At 67.3% G+C, this 22156-nt stretch carries 20 protein-coding genes and 2 tRNA genes; 10 read left to right on the forward strand and 12 right to left on the reverse strand.

What is annotated here, in order from left to right; translation table 11 throughout:
* Nucleotides 1-39 precede the first annotated feature (39 nt).
* On the reverse strand, nucleotides 40-555 hold the full coding sequence (rplJ, locus tag SFC76_RS00915) for a 50S ribosomal protein L10 (protein ID WP_322847618.1): 516 nt from the start codon (nucleotides 553-555) through the stop codon (nucleotides 40-42).
* A 642-nt stretch (nucleotides 556-1197) separates the two neighbouring features.
* Here rplJ and SFC76_RS00920 point away from each other — a divergent pair.
* The 3 genes from SFC76_RS00920 to SFC76_RS00930 all read left to right on the forward strand — a co-directional run bounded on the left by SFC76_RS00920 (nucleotide 1198) and on the right by SFC76_RS00930 (nucleotide 5275).
* Entirely contained in the window at nucleotides 1198-3690 is a 2493-nt protein-coding gene (locus SFC76_RS00920; RefSeq protein ID WP_322847619.1) for a PhoX family protein, read from the forward strand.
* Between the two features lie 141 nt (nucleotides 3691-3831).
* Nucleotides 3832-4353, forward strand: coding sequence for a PilZ domain-containing protein (locus tag SFC76_RS00925; RefSeq protein WP_322847620.1), 522 nt, complete (start codon nucleotides 3832-3834; stop codon nucleotides 4351-4353).
* Nucleotides 4354-4429: 76 nt separating this feature from the next.
* Nucleotides 4430-5275, forward strand: coding sequence for an oxidoreductase (locus tag SFC76_RS00930; RefSeq protein ID WP_322847621.1), 846 nt, complete (start codon nucleotides 4430-4432; stop codon nucleotides 5273-5275).
* A gap of 227 nt (nucleotides 5276-5502) precedes the next feature.
* Here SFC76_RS00930 and rplA read toward each other — a convergent pair whose 3' ends face one another.
* Together rplA and rplK are read right to left on the reverse strand one after the other, a co-directional pair.
* Nucleotides 5503-6195, reverse strand: coding sequence for a 50S ribosomal protein L1 (gene rplA, locus SFC76_RS00935; protein WP_322847622.1), 693 nt, complete (start codon nucleotides 6193-6195; stop codon nucleotides 5503-5505).
* Between the two features lie 4 nt (nucleotides 6196-6199).
* Complete coding sequence (gene rplK / locus SFC76_RS00940) at nucleotides 6200-6631, reverse strand: 50S ribosomal protein L11 (RefSeq protein ID WP_017978227.1); 432 nt, start codon at nucleotides 6629-6631, stop codon at nucleotides 6200-6202.
* A gap of 196 nt (nucleotides 6632-6827) precedes the next feature.
* Here rplK and SFC76_RS00945 point away from each other — a divergent pair, with 196 nt between their 5' ends.
* The gene (locus SFC76_RS00945; protein WP_322847623.1) at nucleotides 6828-9074 is read left to right on the forward strand and encodes a S9 family peptidase; all 2247 of its coding nucleotides are present in this window, start codon (nucleotides 6828-6830) and stop codon (nucleotides 9072-9074) included.
* Between the two features lie 7 nt (nucleotides 9075-9081).
* Here the strand turns inward: SFC76_RS00945 and dinB are convergent, their stop codons facing one another.
* Nucleotides 9082-10173: a DNA polymerase IV gene (gene dinB, locus SFC76_RS00950; RefSeq protein WP_322847624.1), complete on the reverse strand. Its 1092-nt coding sequence runs from the start codon at nucleotides 10171-10173 to the stop codon at nucleotides 9082-9084.
* A 68-nt stretch (nucleotides 10174-10241) separates the two neighbouring features.
* Between dinB and SFC76_RS00955 the strand changes: the two genes are divergently transcribed.
* Complete coding sequence (locus tag SFC76_RS00955) at nucleotides 10242-10835, forward strand: isochorismatase family cysteine hydrolase (RefSeq protein WP_322847625.1); 594 nt, start codon at nucleotides 10242-10244, stop codon at nucleotides 10833-10835.
* 262 nt (nucleotides 10836-11097) lie between these two features.
* Here the strand turns inward: SFC76_RS00955 and SFC76_RS00960 are convergent, their stop codons facing one another.
* From SFC76_RS00960 to SFC76_RS00970, 3 genes are all read right to left on the reverse strand, one after another.
* Nucleotides 11098-11547 carry a hypothetical protein gene (locus SFC76_RS00960; protein ID WP_322847626.1) on the reverse strand — a complete coding sequence of 150 codons (450 nt, stop codon included), beginning with the start codon at nucleotides 11545-11547 and terminating at the stop codon, nucleotides 11098-11100.
* A gap of 40 nt (nucleotides 11548-11587) precedes the next feature.
* Nucleotides 11588-11664 (reverse strand) — tRNA-Arg (locus tag SFC76_RS00965).
* A gap of 33 nt (nucleotides 11665-11697) precedes the next feature.
* Nucleotides 11698-11774: transfer RNA gene (locus SFC76_RS00970), tRNA-Pro, on the reverse strand.
* A gap of 137 nt (nucleotides 11775-11911) precedes the next feature.
* Here SFC76_RS00970 and pnuC point away from each other — a divergent pair.
* Nucleotides 11912-12484 (forward strand): nicotinamide riboside transporter PnuC, encoded by a 573-nt coding sequence (pnuC, locus tag SFC76_RS00975; protein WP_416222373.1) that lies wholly within the window; start codon nucleotides 11912-11914, stop codon nucleotides 12482-12484.
* The gene (locus SFC76_RS00980) at nucleotides 12481-13005 is read left to right on the forward strand and encodes an AAA family ATPase (RefSeq protein WP_322847628.1); all 525 of its coding nucleotides are present in this window, start codon (nucleotides 12481-12483) and stop codon (nucleotides 13003-13005) included. Before pnuC ends, SFC76_RS00980 begins: the two co-directional genes overlap by 4 nt.
* A gap of 39 nt (nucleotides 13006-13044) precedes the next feature.
* On the opposite strand, the gene SFC76_RS00985 is transcribed toward SFC76_RS00980, so the two are convergent.
* Entirely contained in the window at nucleotides 13045-14001 is a 957-nt protein-coding gene (locus SFC76_RS00985) for a CsgG/HfaB family protein (protein ID WP_322847629.1), read from the reverse strand.
* A gap of 123 nt (nucleotides 14002-14124) precedes the next feature.
* On the opposite strand from SFC76_RS00985, the gene lepA reads away from it, so the two are divergent.
* Nucleotides 14125-15948: a translation elongation factor 4 gene (gene lepA, locus SFC76_RS00990; RefSeq protein ID WP_322847630.1), complete on the forward strand. Its 1824-nt coding sequence runs from the start codon at nucleotides 14125-14127 to the stop codon at nucleotides 15946-15948.
* Between the two features lie 282 nt (nucleotides 15949-16230).
* Here the strand turns inward: lepA and SFC76_RS00995 are convergent, their stop codons facing one another.
* The 4 genes from SFC76_RS00995 to SFC76_RS01010 form a co-directional block, all read right to left on the reverse strand.
* Nucleotides 16231-16650: a hypothetical protein gene (locus SFC76_RS00995; RefSeq protein WP_322847631.1), complete on the reverse strand. Its 420-nt coding sequence runs from the start codon at nucleotides 16648-16650 to the stop codon at nucleotides 16231-16233.
* 213 nt (nucleotides 16651-16863) lie between these two features.
* Entirely contained in the window at nucleotides 16864-17949 is a 1086-nt protein-coding gene (locus tag SFC76_RS01000; RefSeq protein WP_322847632.1) for a type I restriction endonuclease, read from the reverse strand.
* Between the two features lie 297 nt (nucleotides 17950-18246).
* Nucleotides 18247-18705, reverse strand: coding sequence for a YaiI/YqxD family protein (locus SFC76_RS01005; RefSeq protein ID WP_322847633.1), 459 nt, complete (start codon nucleotides 18703-18705; stop codon nucleotides 18247-18249).
* Complete coding sequence (locus tag SFC76_RS01010; RefSeq protein ID WP_322847634.1) at nucleotides 18705-20453, reverse strand: DEAD/DEAH box helicase; 1749 nt, start codon at nucleotides 20451-20453, stop codon at nucleotides 18705-18707. Before SFC76_RS01010 ends, SFC76_RS01005 begins: the two co-directional genes overlap by 1 nt.
* A 152-nt stretch (nucleotides 20454-20605) precedes the next feature.
* Between SFC76_RS01010 and SFC76_RS01015 the strand changes: the two genes are divergently transcribed.
* Complete coding sequence (locus SFC76_RS01015) at nucleotides 20606-20818, forward strand: hypothetical protein (protein WP_322847635.1); 213 nt, start codon at nucleotides 20606-20608, stop codon at nucleotides 20816-20818.
* Nucleotides 20819-20871: 53 nt separating this feature from the next.
* A complete protein-coding gene (locus SFC76_RS01020; RefSeq protein WP_322847636.1) occupies nucleotides 20872-22131 on the forward strand; it encodes an MFS transporter in 1260 nt (419 codons plus the stop codon).
* Nucleotides 22132-22156: the final 25 nt, after the last annotated feature.

A 22156-nucleotide genomic window follows, 5' to 3' on the forward strand; every position in this document is an offset into this window, starting at 1 on the left:
TGTCAGTTGAAAATTCGCTTGTCCAAAAGCGCCTGAAGTTCAGGCGGCTTCCTTCTCGGCGTAAGCCGACAGCACGCGCGCGATCTGCGCCGCGGGAGCCTGGGTGATGGTCGCGAGCTTCGTTGCCGGGGCAACGATGAGGCCGACGATCTTCGCCCGGAGTTCATCCAGCGAGGGCAGGGTGGCGAGCGCTTGCACGCCGGCAACGTCGAGAGGGGTCGCACCCATCGCACCGCCCACGATTTCGAACTTGTCGTTCGTCTTCGCGAATTCGACCGCTACCTTGGCAGCGGCGACGGGGTCGATCGAGGTGGCGAGGCCGACGGGGCCGGTGAGCATGTCGCCCACGGAGCCGTAATCGGTGCCATCGAGTGCGATCTTGGCAAGCTTGTTCTTCGAGACCTTGTAGGTCGCGCCGGCATCACGCATCGCGTTGCGCAGTCGGGTGGACTGGGCAACCGTCATTCCGTTGTTGCGGGTAACGACTACCACGCCGACTTCGGAAAAGGTGCGATTCAACTCGGCAACGGCCGCGGCCTTTTGAGCACGATCCATGCCATTCTCCACGTTTTGAGAGTGCCGCACGAAGCGACCCTCCCGGTTACAAACCGGAGGGGAAAACCCCGCCGGGGTTGTCCATCGATGGGGAAGGCACCCGTGAAGGGCGGCAGACCGGCGCACCACGAGGCGGACCGATCGTCAAATTCCTGTCCCCGTCTCGGCAGGACATTAAGCCGCGGCAAATCCGTGGCACCTGCTGTCTTGGACGGATGCACGACGGGCGAACCCGCCGGCAAGCGCGTGCCAGTAGTGGAATGCGGGGAGGAGTCAAGAGTCGTCCTGCATTGCTCCACCCGCTGGGTGGTTGGGACATCCGTCACAATCCTCCCCCGCCAGGGGGAGGTGGCATGCCGAAGGCATGACGGAGGGGGAGGTAAGTGACACGTCCGTTCCGTGTCCTCCCCCTCCGTCACGGCTTCGCCGCGCCACAGTGCCGGGTCGGTCATGCCCCCGGCATGACCTTGAACGGCCGGGGGCCGTTCACCCCGGCACTCCCTGGCGGGGGAGGAATTAGCGATGTCATTTTCATGTCATCCTCGTTTCATCTTCCCGTCACCGCGCTGCAACCCCGCTGCCGCTTTTGTCGGCCAATGACAGCCGCATAGCGGCACGGCGCCGCGTAGCGGGGGAACCAATATGACGATCGAGAGCCTGTCCACCATCGGCTATGACGATGGTGATATCGACACAAACGTCAGTGCCAATCCGCATATCGGCGAGCTGATCGCCAGCCGCTATTCGCGTCGCCAGACGTTGCGCGGCGGCATCTCGGCGATGACCGCGGCGGTGTTCGGGGCCGGCATGCTCGCCGGCTGCGACCAGGACGACGAGCGTCGCGCGACCACGGTGACCGCCGGCGGGGCGATCACCACCTCGGTCGGCAAGACGGTGACGCTGAACGGCGCGGTGACGAGCGGCAATTCCGCCTCGACCGCATGGACGCAGACCAGCGGTCCGATCGTCAGCCTGGCCAATGCGACGGGCGCGGCCGCCAGCTTCACCGCACCCGCGGTGACCGCCGCGACGCCGCTCGCCTTCCAGTTCACCAGCACCTCGACCGACGGCATCCGTTCGGTCGCCGACACGATCGTGACGGTGGCGCCCGCGACGCTCGACTTCACCGCGGTGCCCAAGAGCCTCGCCGACGTCGTCGCGGTGCCGTCGGGCTATCAGGTCACCGTGCTCTACCGGCTCGGCGATCCGATCAACGGCAGCGTCGGTGCCTATGCCAACGACGGCAGCGACACGAATTTCTCGGCACGCGCCGGCGATCATCATGACGGCATGAGCTTCTTCGGCCTCGCCGCGACCGGCACCACGCCCGACCCGACCAACAGCAGCCGCGGGCTGCTCGTGCTCAACCACGAGAACATCACGCAGAGCTATCTGCATCCCAACGGTCCGACGACGGTCGCCGGCGCGCGCCCGACCGCCGAGGTGCTCAAGGAGATCGAGGCGCACGGCGTCAGCGTGGTCGAGATCAACCGCGGCACCAGCGGCTGGAGCTACGTCAACAGCAGCAGCCTCAACCGCCGCATCACGCCGTTCACGCCGATGGACTTCTCCGGTCCGGTGAAGGGCAATGCGCTGCTGTTCACTGGTTATTCGCCGACCGGCGTCGCGGCGCGCGGCACGATCAACAATTGCGCCAACGGCACGATGCCGTGGAACACCTATCTGACCAACGAAGAGAATTGGGCCGGCTATTTCCGGCGCGAGGCCGGCGACAACGCCCGCCGCACCGCCGCGCTCGGCGCCCGGTCGGTCGTCGCGTTCAGCCGCTACGGTCTCAACACCGGCAGCAACGATGCGCTGAAGGCGGGCAATTACAATTGGGCGACCGCCGCCGCACCGGCGGCCGGCGACACCCGCATCGCCAAGTTCAACGCCACCGTCGACGCGACCAAGGCCGCCAACGGCACCGGCGACTTCCGCAACGAGCCCAATCAATATGGCTGGGTGGTCGAGATCGACCCGTTCGATCCCGCCTCGACGCCGCGCAAGCGCACGGCGCTCGGCCGGATGAACCACGAAGGCTGCGTGATCGGCCGGACGATCGCCGGCGTGCGACCCGCCTTCTACATGGGCGACGATGCGCAGAACGAATATGTCTACAAGTTCGTCTCGTCGGCGACCTGGTCGGCGGCGGATGCGAGCGCGACCAACCGGCTCGCGATCGGCGACAAATATCTCGACACCGGCACGCTCTACGTCGGCAAGTTCAACGCCGACGGCAGCGGCCAGTGGTTACCGCTGGTGTTCGGCCAAGGCGCGCTGACCGGCGCCAACAGCGCTTATGCCTTCACCGATCAGGCCGATGTGCTGACCCACGCCCGGCTTGCCGGCGACGCGCTGGGCGCGACCAAGATGGACCGGCCGGAATGGACCGCGGTCAATCCGGTGACCGGCGAGATGTATCTGACGCTGACCAACAATTCGTCGCGTACCGTCGCCACCACCGATGCCGCCAACCCGCGCGCCTATAGCGACCCCAAGACCACCGGCGGGGCGAGCAACGGCAATCCCAACGGACATGTCATCCGCCTGCGCGAGACCGGCGACAGCAGCGAGGCGCTGGCCTTCACCTGGGACATCTATGCCTTCGGTGCGGGCAGCGATCTCAACCCGGCCAACATCAACCTGTCCAACCTCGATGCCACCAACGATTTCTCCTCGCCCGACGGGCTGTGGTTCGCCCGGCCGAGCAACGTCGCGGGGCAGGGGACGCCGCTCCTGTGGATCGAGACCGACGACGGCGCCTATACCGACGTGACCAATTGCATGCTGCTCGCCGCGATCCCCGGCACGGTCGGCGACGGCGGCACGCGCACCTTCACCAACAGCCTCGGCGGCCAGACCGCGTCGCAGACCACCCGGATCGGCAAGGCACCGGGCACCGCGCTCAAGCGCTTCCTGGTCGGCCCGAAGGAATGCGAGATCACCGGCATCGATTCGACGCCGGACGGCCGCTCGATCTTCGTCAACATCCAGCATCCCGGCGAGGGCGGCGGACCGTCGGGCATCACCAGCAACTGGCCGCAGAGCCAGGCGAGCGGCACCGGCAGCGGCCGGCCGCGCTCGGCGACGATCGTCATCATCAAGACCGACGGCGGCATCATCGGCCTGTGATCCATCGGGTGCCGCGCCACGCACCGGCGCGGCACCCGCTTGGTCGAAAACGGATTTGTCGATTACGGACGTTTAAGATTTCGCGGGCATAACGATCGTCATGCCCGCGACCGCTTCCTTTCCGATTGATCGGTCCCGGCGATGAAGACGCGGGAGCCGCGGGTGAAGGTGCTGGTCCGCGCGCGGATGCGCGCCGGCGCCGACTGGACCGACGTGGTGATCCACAACATGTCGTCGCGTGGCCTGCTCGCATCGTCCAGTCCGGTGTGCCGGCCGGGTACGGTGGTCGAGATCCGCCGCATCCATCATGTCGTCGTCGGTCGCGTGGTCTGGCAGAACGGCGCCTTCTTCGGGGTGCGGACGCAGGACCCGATCGATATCCAGGGTATCGTCACCGCGCAGCCGCCCGCACACAAGCCGCAGCGGAGCGACGCGGGCGACGACGACCGTCGCGCGGTGCGCCGCGTGCCGGCCGCCGAACGCGAGGCGCAGAGCCGGCGCTTCGCCTCGGCGTTCCAGTTCGTCGTGTTGATCGTCGCGGTCGGCGCCGCCGCCGTGTTCGCGGCGCAGGAGGTCGGATCGGTGCTGTCGCGGCCGTTCGCGGCGGTGGGCGTGGCGCTGACGGGCAATGCCGATGCGACGGGAAGCACCGCGGGAAACTGACCGCGGCGAGGAACCGGGACCGGGCTGCGGCATTGCCGATGTTCAATCCTTTCTTTTGGTCCAAGGCTTTCCGCTCATGACGCTGCCATCCTCCCCCGTCTGGTTCATCACCGGCTGTTCGACCGGCTTCGGCCGCGATCTCGCGCGGCTCGTCCTCGATCGCGGCTGGCGCGTCGTCGTTACCGCGCGCGATGCGTCGCGGGTCGCCGATCTGGTCGAGGGTGCCGAGGATCGTGCGCTGGCGCTGGCGCTCGACGTCAACGATGCCGGACAGGTCGACGCGGCGGTCGCGGCGGCGCAGGAGCGGTTCGGGCGTATCGACGTGCTCGTGAACAACGCCGGCTATGGCTATCAGGCGAGCGTCGAGGAAGGCGAGGAGGCGGCGATCCGCGCGCAGTTCGACACCAACGTCTTCGGCCTGTTCGCGCTGACCCGGGCGGTGCTGCCCGGCATGCGCGCGCAGCGGGCCGGCCACGTCATCAACTTCACCTCGGTCGCCGGGCTGATCGGCTTTCCGGGATCGGGCTATTACGCCGCGTCCAAACATGCCGTCGAGGGCTGGTCGGACAGTCTCGCCGCGGAGGTCGGGCCGCTCGGCATCGCGGTGACCTGCGTCGAGCCGGGGCCGTTCCGCACCGATTGGGCGGGGCGGTCGCTTCAGCAGACGCCGGTGCGGATCGCGGATTATGCCGAAACCGCGGGCAAGCGGATGGAATCGACCAAGCAGATCAGCGGCGAACAGGCCGGCGACCCGGTGCGCGCGGGCGAGGCGATCATCGCCGCCGCCGAAGCCGAAACGCCGCCGCGCCATCTGGTGCTCGGCAAGTTCGGCTTCGACGCGGTGACTGCCAAGCTGAAGGCGCGACTGGCGGAGATCGAGGGTCTGCGCGAGCAGGCGCTGGGGGCGGATTTTCCCGAGTAATCGCCGGTCCGCTTTCCCGAGGCTCGTTCGAGGCTTTTGCGAAAGCCAGCCGGATATCCTCCCAGGCTGTACCCCGGCGGAGGCCGGGGCCCAGTCGGGTGGAGGTTAGCGACGACGTACTACCGCCTTCTCACCTCGGCCCGGTCCGGGGCGACCAAGCCATCCGCACCAACAAAAAGGGCCGGGATTGCTCCCGGCCCTTTTCGTATTCGCGTGTTGCGAAAGGCTTACGCGCCCGCGACCTCGGCGGTGTCGACGCGGATGCCCGGGCCCATCGTCGAGCTGACGGCGACCTTGCGGACATATTTGCCCTTGGCGCCCGACGGCTTGGCACGCACCACGGCGTCGACCAGCGCGTCGAAGTTGCGACGCAGGTCTTCCTGCGTGAACGACGCCTTGCCGATCCCCGAGTGGATGATGCCGGCCTTCTCGACGCGATACTCGACCTGACCGCCCTTGGCGGCCTTGACCGCTTCGGCGACGTTCATCGTCACGGTGCCGAGCTTCGGGTTCGGCATCAGGCCCTTGGGGCCGAGCACCTTACCGAGGCGCCCGACGACGCCCATCATGTCCGGGGTCGCGATGCAGCGATCGAAATCGATCGTGCCACCCTGGATCGTCTCCATCAGGTCTTCCGCACCGACGACGTCGGCCCCGGCGGCGAGCGCCTCCTCGGCCTTGGCGCCGCGGGCGAAGACGCCGACGCGGACGGTCTTGCCGGTGCCGGCGGGCAGCGTGACGACGCCGCGGACCATCTGGTCGGCGTGGCGCGGATCGACGCCCAGGTTCAGCGCGACCTCGATGGTCTCGTCGAACTTGGCGGTGGCGTTCTGCTTGGCCATCGCGATCGCCTGATCGACGCCATGCAGCGTCTCAGGGTTCACGGCGTTGGACTTCTGCTTCTTGGTCAGCTTGGCCATGATCTCAGCCCTCCGTCACTTCGAGGCCCATCGCGCGGGCGGAGCCTTCGATGATCTTGGTCGCAGCCTCGATGTCGTTGGCGTTCAGATCCTTCATCTTGGTCTGGGCGATCTCGGCGAGCTTGCTGCGCGCGATCTTGCCAGCGACGACCTTGCCCGGCTCCTTCGAACCCGACTTCAGGCCGGCGGCCTTCTTGATCAGGAACGACGCCGGCGGCGTCTTGATCTCGAAGCTGAACGAACGGTCGGCATAGACGGTGATCTTGGTGGGCAGCGGCGTGCCCTTGTCCATGTCGGTCGTCTGCGCGTTGAACGCCTTGCAGAATTCCATGATGTTGACGCCGCGCTGACCCAGTGCCGGGCCGATCGGCGGGGCGGGCTTGGCGTCGCCTGCAGGAACCTGCAGGTTGATGTAACCTGTGATCTTCTTTGCCATGTCACTCTCGTTTCAAGTTTAGCGGTCCAAGCGGGCGTCTCCGCCCTCCCGCAAGCATCCAGCCAAAGCGTGGAAGCGGCGGCCGTTAGCGGAAACGGCGACGCAGGGCAAGCGCGGCGGGTATCGAACGATCGTATACGGCCGCGGATTCGTGCGATACCACGTCCGCAACAGCAAAAGGGGAAGTTCGAAGACGATGCGCAAAGCCCTGATCCTCGCCGGCCTCGCGACCCTGTCGCAACCCGTCGCCGCCGCGATCCAGTCGGCGCCGCTGACGCTGGAGCGCATCTTCGGCGACAAGGCGATCCCGATCGACCAGGTCGAGGGCGGCGAGTGGACCGCCGATGGCAGCGGCTATGACGCGATCGAACCGTCCAAGGCGGTCGCCGGCGGCACCGACCTCGTCCGCTACGACGTCGCGCGCAACGCCCGCACCGTGCTGGTCGCGGCAGGCGACCTCGTCGTGCCGGCGACGGGCAAACCGATCGCGATCCAGAGCTATGCCTGGTCCGCCGACGGCAAGCGGCTGTTGATTTTCACCAACGGCACGCGCTTCCGCCGCACCCGGGCGCTCGGCGATTACTGGCTGTTCGATGTCGCGGCCAGGACGCTGCGCCGGGTCGGTGGCGACGCGCCGCCCGCCAGCCTGATGTACGCGGCATTCTCACCCGACGGCAGCCGCATCGCCTATGTCCGCGCCAACAATCTGTACGTCGAGCCGAGCGCGGGCGATGCGCCGCCGCGGCAACTGACCCGCGACGGCAACGACCTGATCGTCAACGGTCTGGGCGATTGGGTGTATGAGGAGGAATTCTACCTCCGCAAAGCCTGGTCGTGGAGCCCGGATTCGCGGACGATCGCCTTCTGGCGGTTCGACACGTCCGGGGTCGGCACCTTCTACATGATCAGCAACACGATGGGGCAATATTCCAAGCCGATCCCGCTCCAATATCCCAAGGTCGGCACCACCAATTCGGCGGTGCGCGTCGGCACGATCGACGTGGCGAGCGGCGCGACACGGTGGATCGGCCTGACCGGCGATCCGCGCCAGAATTACGTGCCGCAGATGAGCTGGGCGGGGACCAGCGGCAAGGTGTTCCTGCAATATGCCAACCGGCTGCAGAACACGTATAACCTGCTGCTCGCCGATCCCGCCAGCGGGACGACGAAGCCGGTGTTCGTCGAACGCGACGCCGCCTGGGTCGAGGCGAATGGCGATCCGACCTGGCTCGACGGCGGCAAACGCTTCACCTGGCTGAGCGAGCGCGACGGCTGGCGGCATCTGTACGTCGCCTCGTCCGACGGCAAGACGCCGAGCCTGCGCACCCCCGGGCGGTTCGACGTCGTCAGCCTGCTCCTCGTGGACGAGGCGCGGGGCTGGGCGTGGTTCACCGCCTCGCCCGACAATCCGACGCAGCGCTACCTCTACCGCGCCACGCTGACCGGCAAGCCGCGGGTCGAGCGGGTGACTCCGGCGGGGCAGGCGGGGACGCACGGCTATGACATCGCCCCCGGCGCGCATTGGGCGCGGCACACCGTCTCGGCGATCGACCGCGCACCGGTGACCGAGATGATCGACCTCACCACCCAGGCCCCGGTGCGCGTGCTCGCCCGCAACGCCGCCTTGCAGGACGAGATCGCGCACGAACCGATCGGGCCGACCGAATTCACCCGGCTCGACCTCGGCAAGGGCGTGTCGGTCGACGCGTGGATCATGAAGCCCGCGGGCTTCGATCCCGCCAAACGCTATCCGGTGCTGTTCCAGGTCTATGGCGAGCCGTGGGGGCAGACGGTCGCCGACGCCTGGGGCGGCAACACCGCTCTGTGGCATCGCATGCTCGCCGAGCGCGGCTATATCGTCGCCAGCATCGATCCGCGCGGCACCAACACGCCGCGGGGGCGCGACTGGCGCAAGAGCATCTATCGCCGGCTCGGCGTCGTCGGGCCGGAGGATTATGCCGCCGGCGTGCGCAAGCTGATCGCCGAGCGGCCCTATATCGATCCGGCGCGGATCGGCATCTGGGGCTGGAGCGGGGGCGGATCGAGCACGTTGCACGCGATGTTCCGCTTCCCCGAGCTGTTCAAGACCGGCATCGCCGTCGCCGCCGTCTCCGACCAGATGCTCTATGATACCATCTATCAGGAGCGCTACATGGGTCTGCCGGCGGACAATGCGGCGGGCTACAAGGCGGGGTCGCCGATCACGTATGCCGCGGGGCTGGCGGGCAATCTGCTCGTCATCCACGGCACCGGCGACGACAACGTCCATTACCAGAACCTCGAACAGCTCGAGGATCGGCTGATTGCCGCCAACAAGCCGTTCACGATGATGGCCTATCCCGATCGCACGCACGGCATCTACGAAAAGCCCGGCACCAGCCTGCACCTCTATTCGCTGATGACGCGCTACCTCGAGACCAATCTGCCGCCGGGTGGCCGGTGATCCGCGCTCACAGCGGCAGGCTGGGCTGAACCTCCTCCGCGTCGGCGGCGTCGCGCAGGATGCCCGACAGCGTCAGGCCGAGCAGCCGCACGCCGTCGGGCACGGGCAGCTGCGCATCGAGCAATTCGTCGCCGATGCGCAGGAAGTCGGCCTCGCTCGTCACCGGCAGCGCGAGCGAGCGCGCCCGCGTCATCGTGCGGAAGTCGGCGTGGCGGAGCTTCAGCGTCACCGTCCGGCCCCGCACCCCCGATCGTTCGATCCGCACCCAGGCCGCCTCGGCGACACGGGCGAGCGCGGCGTGCAGGTCGTCGGGCGCGGACAGATTGGTCTCGAACGTCCGCTCGGCACCGACCGATTTGGCCTCGCGATGGGCGCGCACCGGGCGATGATCGACGCCGCGCGCCGCCGCGAAGAGATAGTCGGCATAGGAACCAAAATGCGCCTGCAGGAAGGGCAGAGGGCGGTCGCGCAGGTCGGCGCCGGTGAGGATGCCGAGCTGCTCCATCCGCTTGGCGGTGACCGGTCCGACGCCGTGGAAACGCTTGACCGGCAGCGAGGCGACGAACGCCGCGCCCTTGTGCGGCGGGATGACGCAGAGCCCGTCGGGCTTGTTCTGGTCGGAGGCGAGCTTGGCGATGAACTTGTTGTAGCTCACCCCCGCCGAGGCGGTGAGGCCGGTATCGGCGCGGATGCGGGCGCGGATCTCCTCGGCGATCGCGCTCGCCGAGCCGAGGCCGCGCACGTCGGTGGTGACGTCGAGATAGGCCTCGTCGAGCGACAGCGGCTCGATCGCGTCGCTGTAATCGGCGAAGATCGCGCGGATCTGCTGCGAGACGGCATGATAGACGTCGAAGCGCGGCCGGACGAAGACGAGGTCGGGGCAGCGGCGCAAGGCGGTGACCGACGGCATCGCGGATCGCACGCCGAACGCGCGCGCCTCGTAGCTCGCCGCGGCGACGACGCCGCGCGCGCGCGACCCGCCGACCGCGACCGGCTTGCCGCGCAGCGTCGGGTCGTCGCGCTGCTCCACCGACGCGTAGAAGGCGTCCATATCGACATGGATCACCTTTCGCTGAGGAGGCGTCTCGCCATCGATCATGATCCCGTTTCGTTCCAAACGCATCACAGATCAAGGCGCTGCTGCGGCAAAAACGGTACGAAGGTTTCATGGCGCAACAGCAGCTTCCTCCTGCCGCGGGGCATACCGCGCTCATCATCATCGACATGGTCAACGCCCTCGACTTCGACGGCGGCGATCGGCTGAAGGGGTCGGCTGAGGCGACGATCGCGCCGATCCTCGCGCTGCGCGATGCGGCGGACGCTGCCGGCGTGCCGGTGATCTACGTCAACGACAACAATGGGCAATGGCATTCCGATCGCGACAAGCTGATCGAGGAGACGCTGTCGCGCGCGACGCCGGGGCAGGCGCTGACCGAGGCGCTGCGGCCGCGCGAAACCGACTATTTCATCATCAAGCCGCAGTTTTCCGGTTTCTACGCGACCAATCTGCCGGTGCTGCTGCCGCAATTGGGTGCGCGCCGGCTGGTGCTCACCGGGGTCGCCGCCGACATCTGCGTGCTGTTCACCGCGGCGGAGGCGCATATGCGGCAATACGATCTGTGGGTGCCGTCCGACGGGGTGGCGGGCGACCATGATGCGCGGACGCGCTGGGCGTTGGAGATCATGGCGAACAGCATGCAGGCGGACATCCGGCCGACCGGCGAACTGACGCTGGCCGAATGGATCGACGCCGCCGGTTAGGACGGATCGGCATAGCGGTTTGAGAGAATTCCTTCCCCTGGCGGGGGAGGAATTTGGCTGAATGTCGGTTCCAGCAACACGATTGCTCGCGCTGCAACCGGCACGACCGAGGTTGCAATTGTCGACGCGGGCGGCGCGGCACATAGGCGCGCCACCGAGCCGCACCCCTGCGGCATTGCCGAGGTGTTCCGTGCTGAGCCTGATCGTCCACATCATCGCCTACCGTCGCCAGCGCGCGGCCTGATCGGCGGGGCAGGGGCCGTCAGTCGGTCTCCGCGAGCGCCGCCTCGACCTCTTCCACCGAAATGCCGAAGGCGCCGGCGAGGCCGGTGAGCGAGGCGCCGCGCTTGGCCAGCTCGCGCATCCGCGCGATATCGACCACCGTCGCATAGCCGCGCGTATCGCGTTGCTCGCGCACCACGTCCTTGCGGCCCGAGCCGCGGCGGCGCTGCGCGGCGGCGGCGTGGGGATCGCCCTCCGCCAGTCGCTGCTCCTCCTCGCGGCGGGCTTCGCGGGCCTGTTCGCGCTCGCGCATCTCGACCTCGCGGCTAGCGAGCCGCTCTTTGAGGCGCTGTTCGGTGTCGCCGGCCCGCTCGCGCGTCCGCGCCTCGCGGGCTGCGGCACGTTCGGCGGCGCGCTGTTCGAGGGTGAGGTTGCTGCGGACGCGGAAGTCCGCCGATGGCGAGGGCGTGCCCCAGCTCTTGTCCACCACGATCGTGGCTCCGGCTTGCTATGGAAAGGCTTGGAAAAGGTGGTGCACCCAGAGCGATTCGAACGCCCGACCCTCAGATTCGTAGTCTGATGCTCTATCCAGCTGAGCTATGGGTGCATATGCCACGGCGGGAGCCGTAGCGGATATATATGGTCGGGAAGAGAGGATTCGAACCTCCGGCCCCTGCCTCCCGAAGACAGTGCTCTACCAGGCTGAGCTACTCCCCGACGGAGTACGTCCAGGCCCTTCAAGGGTCCGTCCGTGCTTGGAGGCGCGCCTATACCCACGCCGGATAGCGGATGCAAGCACCGGAATCGTGCACTTGCGAAATCCTCGTGCAACGTCCTAGGCAGAGGCGGTGAATATGGTCGAAGCGCTCGCCGCCGCACTCGTCATCGTCAACGTCGCGCTGGTCGCGGCGCGCAGCGTGTGGAACTATCCGGTCGCGCTCGCGGCGGTGGCGATCTACGGCTGGGTGTTCCTCGGCGCGCACCTCTACAGCGATGCGCTGCTGCAGGTCTTCTTTTTCGCCGCCAATCTCTACGGCTGGGCGAATTGGGCGCGCAGCCGGGCGAGCGCGGGCGAAGTGGTGGTCGAGCGGCTCGATCCGCTCGCCCGGCTGACGTGGCTGGGCGGCGGCGTCGCGGCGTGGCTCGTCTGGAGCGCGCTGATGCATCGTTATACCGACGCGTCCTATCCCTGGTGGGACGGCGGCATCGCGATCGCCTCGGTCGCGGCGCAGGTGATGCAGGCGCGGCGCGCGATCGAGAGCTGGTGGGTGTGGATCGCGGTCGATGTCGCCAGCGTGCCGCTCTATGCGGCCAAGGGTTTGGTGTTCACCACCGGCCTGTATCTGGTGCTGCTCGGCCTTTCGATATGGGGGCTGATCGATTGGCGGCGCGCACGGGGGCGGCAGGGCAGGATGGCATTGGCATGACGTTGCGTTCGATCTGCCTGCACGGGCCGGAGAGTACCGGCAAGTCGACGATGATGCCGCGGCTGGCGCAGCATTTCGGCGGCGTGCCCTGCGTCGCCGAGTTCGGCCGCGCCTATTGCGAGGCGTTCGGCACCGACCTGACGATGGCCGACCTCGTCGAGATCGGGAAGGGCCACGACGCCAAGGTCCGCCACGCGCTCGCCGAGCGCAGCTATCCGGTGATCATGGACACCGATCCGCTGATGACCGCGGTATGGGCCGACATGATGTTCCGGCGGCGCGACGCGTGGTTCGCGACGTGGAACAACACCGCCGACATCTATCTGCTGTTCGACATCGACCTGCCGTGGGAGGACGACGGCACGCGGATGTTCGGCGGCGAAGCGGCGCGGCGGCGCTTCTTCGAGCTGAGCAAGGCGGTGCTGGAGGAGCGCGGCGTGCGCTGGGCATTGGTGTCGGGGCAGGGCTCGACGCGCTACCTCAACGCGCTGCGCGCGATCGAGACGCTGAGCCGCGATTGAGGGGACGGCCTGCCGCGTGGCGGGCCGTCCCCCGGCGCATCAGCTCGACGGCGCGAGCTTGGTGTTGAGCACCCAGCCGACATTGTCGTTCTCGTCGGCGACCTCCCACCACAGGCCGTCCTTCTTGCCGGTCGGATAGACGATCGCGCCGGTCGGCAGTGTCCGCAGCACCTTGCTCGTCGCGAGCCCGCTGACGCGCAGCGCGAGCGGCGCCTGGGCGGTGAAGGTCTTGGCGGGGGCGGCCTGCGCGGTGCCGGCGTCGCCCGGGGTGACGAGGCCGAGGCCGGTGACCATCTTCGAATAGGCCTGGATGAACGACAGGGTCACGATCCGGCCGATCTCGGTATTGTCGTAGCCGCCGCCCGCCGCGCCGGCGACCGACAGGAAGCCGCCGCCGCCGAAGGCGAGGTTGTTCTTGGCGGCATAGCCTTCCTCGGTGGCGAGCGTCTCGGTGGTGCGGACGTTGGTCAGCGAGAGGACGGTGTTCGCCTCCATCTTCTTGCTCTTGAGGCCGCCGATCAGGCCGCCGACCGCGCCGCCGAGCAGGCCACCGGCGACGCCGGCGACGCCGTTGCCGCTGACGTTGCTGTTGGCGCCCTGGATTTCGGCGACCATCACGTAATCGGCCGCCTTGATCTGGCCCTGGCCGACGTTGGCGCCGCGCTGCAGCCCGAGGTTGCCGCCGATGTTGCGCTCGATCTGCGCGGCGTTGAGGCCGGTGCCGCGATCGACGAGGTTGAAGCAGCCCGATCGCTGGACGAGCACCTTGAGCAGCTTCGACGGCGGCGCGAGATTGTATTGCGTCCACCAATGCGGGTCGTCGCCGTCGGCGATCGAGAGCGTGCCGAGCTTGCGGACGCAATGCGGCACCTCGGCGGCCAATTGCGTCTGGAGCTTCTGCCCGCTCGACTCGCGGGCGAGCTTCTGCGCGTCCGCCGCGCCGGACACGACGAGCGCCGCCCCCGCCAAAGCGGCGATAAATGTCTGCTTTCTCATTTCCACTGTTCCTCCCAAGCGATCCGCTCGTTCGGGACGTCGTCGCGGAAGCCCCCTCGATCGGGGTCCCGGAGCCGTCGGCATCTAGCACCCGGCCCCTGGGTGCGCTAGGCGCGTGGCGATATGGCTACTCCTCCCGACACGATCCGTAACTTCTCGATCATCGCGCATATCGACCATGGCAAGTCGACCCTCGCCGACCGTCTGATCCAAAGGACAGGGGGGCTGACCGACCGTGAGATGTCGAGCCAGGTGCTTGATAACATGGACATCGAGAAGGAGCGCGGGATCACGATCAAGGCGCAGACGGTGCGCCTGTCCTACCCCGCCAAGGACGGCATCACCTATACGCTGAACCTGATGGACACGCCCGGCCACGTCGACTTCGCCTATGAGGTCAGCCGCAGCCTCGCCGCCTGTGAAGGCGCGCTGCTGGTGGTCGACGCGGCGCAGGGGGTCGAGGCGCAGACGCTGGCCAACGTCTATCAGTCGATCGAGCACGATCACGAGATCGTGCCGGTGATCAACAAGATCGACCTGCCCGCCGCCGAACCCGAACAGGTGCGCAAGGAGATCGAGGACGTCATCGGCATCGACGCCTCGCAGGCGGTGCTCGCCAGCGCAAAATCGGGGATCGGCATCGACGAGATCCTGGAGGCGATCGTCACGCGCATCCCGCCGCCCAAGGGCGATGCCGATGCGCCGTTGAAGGCGATGCTGGTCGACAGCTGGTACGACCCGTATCTCGGCGTCGTCATCCTCGTCCGCGTGATGGCGGGCGTGCTGAAAAAGGGGCAGCAGGTCAGCTTCATGCAGGCCGGCACGACGCATCTGGTCGATCGCGTCGGCTGTTTCCGCCCGAAGATCGAGCAGCTCACCGATTTAGGCCCCGGCGAGATCGGCTTCATCACCGCACAGATCAAGGACGTCGCGCAGGCGCGCGTCGGCGACACGCTGACCGACACCAAACGCCCCGCCGCCGAGGCGCTGCCGGGGTTCAAGGAAGTCCAGCCGGTGGTGTTCTGCGGCCTGTTCCCGGTCGACGCCAACGACTTCGAAAAGCTGCGCGAATCGATCAGCAAGCTGCGCCTCAACGACGCCAGCTTCAGCTTCGAGATGGAGACGTCGGCGGCGCTGGGCTTCGGCTTCCGCTGCGGCTTCCTCGGCCTGCTCCACCTCGAGATCATCCAGGAGCGGCTGACCCGCGAATACGACCTCGACCTCATCACCACCGCGCCGTCGGTGGTCTATCAGATCGAGCTGACGCATCCCGATCCGGCGGGGATCACGCAGATCGACCTGCACAATCCCGCCGACATGCCCGACGTCAACAAGATCAAGACGATCAGCGAACCGTGGATCAACGCGACGATCTACGTCCCCGACGAATATCTCGGCTCGATCCTCAAGCTCTGCCAGGATCGCCGCGGCATCCAGAAGAACCTGACCTATGTCGGCGGGCGGGCGCAGGCGACCTACGAACTGCCGCTCAACGAAGTCGTGTTCGATTTCTACGACCGGCTGAAATCGCTGTCGAAGGGCTATGCGAGCTTCGACTATCAACAGATCGGCTATCGCGAGGGCGATCTGGTCAAGATGAGCATCCTCGTCAACGAAGAGCCGGTCGACGCGCTCAGCATGATCGTCCATCGCGGTACCGCGGAGGTGCGCGGGCGCGGCATGGTCGAGCGGCTCAAGGAGCTGATCCCGCGGCATCTGTTCAAGATCCCGATCCAGGCGGCGATCGGCGGCAAGGTAATCGCGCGCGAGACGATCAGCGCGATGCGCAAGGACGTCACCGCGAAATGCTATGGCGGCGACGCCACCCGCAAGCGCAAGCTGCTCGACAAGCAGAAGAAGGGCAAAGCGAAGATGCGCGAATACGGCTCGGTCAGCATCCCGCAGGAAGCGTTCATCGCCGCGCTGCGGATGGGCGACGAGGGGTAGGCGGACTCGCAGTGATCCTGCCCGCCTGTGATCTCGCGGCGGGTCGGACCTTGGTGGAAGGCCGTGCGCTGCGCCCTATGTCGTACCCCGGCGGAGGCCGGGGTACATCGGGCTGCGGCGTTGCGCCTTGAGCCTCGACTCCGCCTCCTCGATACCTTTGCAAAGTCCGCATCACCGGGGGAGCACTGGGGTAGCTTTGCAGAGGTCTCGAACAGGTCAGGGGGCGGCGGGACCTTTGGGGTGGAGGCGTCCCTTGCCGCGAGGCGTCACGAGGCCGTCCTATCACATATAATTCGCGGGGTTCGGGCTCGGCATGCGGCAGGCGCGGGTGCGGCCGCGTTTGCAGGCGGCGACCTGATCGCGCCAGTCGGACATCGCCATCGCATAAGCGCGCTCGCGGTCGGCCTGAAGCGCCGCATCGGCGGCGATCGTGCGTCGGTGCGCCCGCATCGCGGCGCGATAGCGGCGGACGTCGGCCTGATACCGCGCCTGATTGGCGGCGTTGACCGCGGTGACCGCGCCATTGTCGAACTGTGCGACCGCGCCGACCTCGCGGTTGGCAGCGACGACTTCGGGTGCGGTCTCGGCGGCGACGGCATCGTCGCGCTGCGCGGCGGTGGGGGCCGCAGGCGCCGAGGCGGTGGTCTGCGCGAAGACCGGCGCGGCGATCAGCGCGGCGCCGATCAGGATGGGGCGAAACATGGCATACTCCTCGTTACGGTCGCGACAATGGGCGGGAGGAGTGATGGTTCCGGAACGGGAGAGGCCGGTCAATCATCGTGGCCTTGACCCTGTCACGCTCCTGCACCGAAGGCGGCAGCGGCAGACTTTCGAGTTCGGCGAGCGTTTGCCGCCAAGACATGTGATCTTCGATGGGGCAGTCGTCGCCGATCGTGCGGACCAAGGACAAGGGCGCTACGCAGTTGCTCCGATGGCTTGACCAGCAAATTCTGCAATTCTCCTCGCAATCTGATCTTCAAGTTTGTAGATGTCGGTTACCGCTTGCACCGAATGCCTAGTTTCAGCTTTCCCGTCAAATGTCCCGACGTATCGAGTTGTCGGGCTGTTAAAATGCAGGCGAACCAGCGTCCGGCGGTTGTTATCATCCAAAAGTACGGCGCAATAAGACTTGGAGTCGCGGATGACCACGCGCTTAGGATCAACATGCCGGGAAGCGATGGCCTGTACGATCCTGAACCCAGCGATCTCGTCTTCGGTAGTGATGATGCCGTCGGCGTCAGACATATCGTCCGACGCCCCGTCTTCGATCGGTTCGGCTGGCGGATTTGCGACGTTTAAAGCCGAGGTGATACGCTCATTGACTCGATCTCGAATGATCGATGCGATCGCTGTCGCAAGGATGCTCTGGAATTGCTCTCGCGCGGCAGCGGTCAATCGACCCGGCACGACTCGCGCCGCGATCATCCGTACAAACTCCTCCGACGGCGAACTAAACTCCTTTTCGATTTCACCTCTCGTGAGTGACTCGGTCTTGAGCCGGCCAGCTTCGGCAACAATGCCTTCGACGCTGAAAGCGCTTGGGGAGAAACGTTCAAGCGTCGCAGGATCTGATCGTTTGATGGCGTCGAGCGAAAAAACGTAAAATGGCTTTTCGTCCATTTTATTCGGCTGCTCGGTATCCGAGTAGAATTGGTAAACCACACCGTTGGTCAGGATCGCTACGCGGGCATCTGTAGTCGCGAAATAGCGGAAAAGCTGCGACGCATGCTTGAGGTCCAGGTCAACCGACGATGGCTTGCATTCCACCAGGATACTGAGCCTGCCATCTATGCAAAGCGCGTAATCGACCTTCTCGCCTCGTTTAATGCCGACGTCGGCGGTAAATTCCGGTATCACTTCATGCGGGTTGAAGACGTCATAACCTAAAGCTTGCAGGAACGGCATGACGAGGGCTGTCTTGGCAGCCTCCTCCGTGAGCAGAAGCTCGCGGTGTTGCAACGTCCGCTTTTCCAATTCTACGAGTTTGGTCGATAAATCCATAACGCTGTAGTCTCCCAGCAGCACTGTGGCATAAACCTACAAAAAAACAGTAAACTTCCAGATGAAGGCGTCGCATGTCTGTTGAGATGTGTTGGCTGATTAAGATGTCGCACCAGTTCCATACCCTCGTCATGCCGGACTCGATCCGGCATCCCGCTGCTTCGCGCCGTCCAGATCAGCGGGACCCCGGCGCAAGGCCGGGGTGACGGCGTGGGTTTGGCAACACGAGCGGATCACACGAGCGTTCCGGTGCGATGGTCCTGCGGTTGGCCCGGCCAACGCTCCGCTTGGCACTGGCTAGCCGCGTTGCAGCTTCGCCAGCGCGGTATCGAGCGCCTGCAAGAAGCGGCTGCGGTCCTGGGCGGCGAAGGGTTTGGGGCCGCCCAATTGGTCGCCGCCGGCGCGCAGGTCGGCCATGATCGCGCGCGTCGCGATCGCGCCGCCGATCGAGGCGGTGGTGAAGGGCTTGCCGGTCGGGGCGAGGACGGTCGCGCCCGCCTTCAGGCAGCGGTCGGCGAGCAGGATGTCGGCGGTGATCACCACCGCCTGCGCATCGGCGGTCTCGGCGATCCAGTCGTCGGCGGCGTCGAACCCGTCGCTGACGACGACGCGGGTGACCAGCGGGTGCTGGGGAATGCGGAAATGGCTGTTGCTGACGATCGTCACCGGCACCGCGCGGCGCCAGGCGACCTTGTAGATTTCGTCCTTTACCGGACAGGCGTCCGCATCGACGAGAATGCGGACGCCTTCAGCCATCAGCCGCGCGGGCCCTTGCGATAGGGCTTCGCCTGATGGCGCGCGGGGGCGCCGCCGGGTGCGCTGCGGCTGCGCGGGGCGCCCGAGCCGGTGCGCGGAGCGCGGTCGGAACGGTCGCCGCGATCGGCGCCGCCGGCCTCGCGCGGGTTGCCGGTGAAGGGGACGATCTGCAGGCTGCCCTCGTCGCTCTCTGGGTTGGCGGTGCGCTGGACGCTGGCGAGGACGCGGTCGGCGACGGTGCGCGGCACCTCGAAGATCGTGTCGTTCGGGTTGATGCGGATCGCGCCGATCTCCGCCTTGGTGATGTGGCCGCGGCGGCAGATCAGCGGCAGCAGCCAGCGCGGATCGGCATTCTGGCGGCGGCCGATGTCCATCCTGAACCACACCGTGTCCTCGAAGCCGGGGCGGTGGCCCTGGGTGCGATCGGACTGTTGCGGGGCGGCGGAATCGAGCAGGTCCTCGGCCTGCGGCATCAGCGCGCGATGCGCGTGGACGAGCGCGGCGGCGATGTCCTCGGCCGACTTCTCCGCCATCAGGCGCGTCGCCAGCTCGCGATCCTCGTCGTCGAACTCGATCGGCGCGAGCAGCGTGGCGATCAGCCGTTCGCGATCCTGCTTGCGGATGTCGTCGGCGCTGGGGGCGGGGATCCACTCGCAGGCGATCTTGGCCTGCTTGAGCATCATGTCGACGCGGCGGCGGCGCGGATAGGGGACGATGAGCACCGCGGTGCCCTTCTTGCCGGCGCGGCCGGTGCGGCCCGAACGGTGCTGGAGCGTCTCGGCATCGCGCGGCATCTCGACGTGGACGACGAGGCTGAGGCTGGGCAGATCGATGCCGCGCGCGGCGACGTCGGTGGCGACGCAGACGCGGGCGCGGCGGTCGCGCAGCGCCTGGAGCGCCGAGTTGCGCTCGCTCTGGCTGTGCTCGCCCGACAGCGCGACGGCGGCGAAACCGCGCTCGACGAGGCTGGCGTGGAGGTGGCGGACGTTGTCGCGGGTGGCGCAGAACAGCATCGCCGTCTCCGCCTCGTGGAAGCGGAGCAGGTTGATGACCGCATGTTCGATATCGGCCGGCGCGACGGTGACCGCCTGATAGGCGATGTCGCCGTGGCCGCGGTCCTCGCCGACGGTCGAGATGCGCAGCGCGTCACGCTGGTAGCGCTTGGCGAGCGCGACGATCGGGCGGGGCATCGTCGCCGAGAACATGAGCGTGCGGCGCTCGGTCGGCGAGGCGTCGAGAATCTGTTCGAGATCCTCGCGGAAGCCCATGTCGAGCATCTCGTCGGCCTCGTCGAGGACGGCGACGCGCAGCGACGACAGGTCGAGCGCGCCGCGCTCGAGATGGTCGCGCAGGCGGCCGGGCGTGCCGACGACGATATGCGCGCCGTGGGAGAGCGAGCGGCGCTCCTTGCTGGCGTCCATGCCGCCGACGCAGGTGGCGATGCGGGCATGCGCCTCCTTGTACAGCCACATCAGCTCGCGGCTGACCTGCAGCGCGAGTTCGCGGGTCGGCGCGATGATCAGCGCGAGCGGCTTGCCCGGCGGCGGCAGCGCGCCGTCGGCCATCAGCTCGGCGGCCATGGCGAGGCCGAAGGCGACGGTCTTGCCCGAACCGGTCTGCGCGGAGACGATGAGGTCGCGGCCGACGGCCTCCGGCTCGATCACCTGCGCCTGGACGGCGGTGGGGGCTTCATAGCCACGGGCAACGAGCGCTTCGGCGAGAAGCGGGGGGAGCGAAGAAAAGGGCATCGGGTAACCTAAATGGAAGCGGCGCCCCGACAGCATGGCTCGAGGCCAGACTGGGGCGCGGCAGAGGACAGTACAGTCGCGAGTCCGTTGGAAACGCGGGCCAATCGCGGGCGGCAATACGGACGCAACGTGGCGCTTGTATCGCGCGCATCATGGCCGTTTCCGTGACCCCAGAGACCCTGCACCGCCTAATCCGCGAAGCCGAGGCCGAGCGAGGCCGCGCCGCATCCCCTACGCTGAAACGCTGCTTCGCGCAACTCGCCGCGGCCTATGCGCTGGAACTGGCGCGGCGGGAGGCGCGATCGGCAACATTGCGTAACATTTATCAGTCCGAAGCGGGATCATCCGCAACTTACCTACGTTAAGCGCCCACGCGGAGAGACGGACCATAACGGTCCGAACGCGGTGGAGCACGTTCATGGCCAGCCTTGCCCCCTCCGCACTGCCCCGTGCACCCGATGCCGGGCCGGCCCCCGACGCGGGGCGGACGCTGGATGCGCTCAACTTCTTCCTCGCCGACGTGCGCGACGGGCTGGGGCCGTATCTGGCGATCTACCTGCTCGCGGTGCGCGGGCCGGCGCACGGCTGGAACGAGGCGACGGTGGGGCTGGTGCTGACCATCGCCGGGATCGTCGGGCTGGTGTCGCAGACGCCGGCGGGCGGGCTGATCGACCGCAGCCGCAACAAGCCGCGCATCGTCATCATCGCCGCACTGCTGGTGACGCTGAGCAGCGTGTCGCTGCCGTTCGTCACCGGCTTCACGATGGTCGCGGCGACGCAGTCGATCGCGGCGGTGGCGGGCGCGGTGTTCGCGCCGGCGATCAGCGCGATCACGCTCGGCCTGTTCGGGCCGAAGCTGTTCTCCAAGCGGGTCGGGCGCAACGAGGCGTTCAACCATGCCGGCAACGCCGTCTCGGCGGCGCTGGCGGGCGCGCTGGCGTGGAAGTTCGGGCCGGTGGTGGTGTTCTGGCTGATGGGCGGGCTGACCGTCGCCAGCGTCTTCGCGGCGCTGCGCATCAAGAACGACGACATCGACAATGCGGTGGCGCGCGGGCTCGACTGCGAGCCCGAGGAAGGCTGCGAGGAGCCGGGCGGGTGGAAGGTGCTGGTCGAGAACAAGCCGCTGCTGCTGTTCGCGGTGATCGCCTTCCTGTTCCACCTCGCCAATGCGGCGATGCTGACCTCGGTCAGCCAGTTGCTCGCCAAGACGGTGGGCAAGGATTCGGCGACCTCGCTGACCGCGGCGTGCATCGTCGCGGCGCAATTGGTGATGGTGCCGGTGGCGGTCGTGGTCGGGCGCAACGTCGATCGCTGGGGGCGCAAGCCGCTGTTCCTGATCGCCTTCGGCGTGCTGGCGGCGCGCGGGGCGCTGTACACGATGTCGAACGATCCGTGGTGGCTGGTCGGCGTGCAGGCGCTCGACGGCGTCGGCGCGGGGATCTTCGGCGCGCTGTTCCCGGTGGTGATCGCTGACCTGACCAAGGGCACCGGGCGGTTCAACGTGTCGCAGGGCGCGGTGGCGACCGCGCAGGGGCTGGGCGCGGCGCTGAGTGCGTCGCTGGCGGGGGCGATCATCGTCGGCGTCGGCTATGGCGCGAGCTTCCTGACGCTGGCGGGGATCGCGACGGCGGGGCTGGCGCTGTATGCGCTGGCGATGCCCGAGACGAAGCCGGCGTGAGGCGCGTATTTTTGGCGACGATGCC

Source organism: Sphingomonas sp. CD22, assembly GCF_034556155.1.
In the GTDB taxonomy this organism is placed as follows: Bacteria; Pseudomonadota; Alphaproteobacteria; order Sphingomonadales; family Sphingomonadaceae; genus Sphingomonas.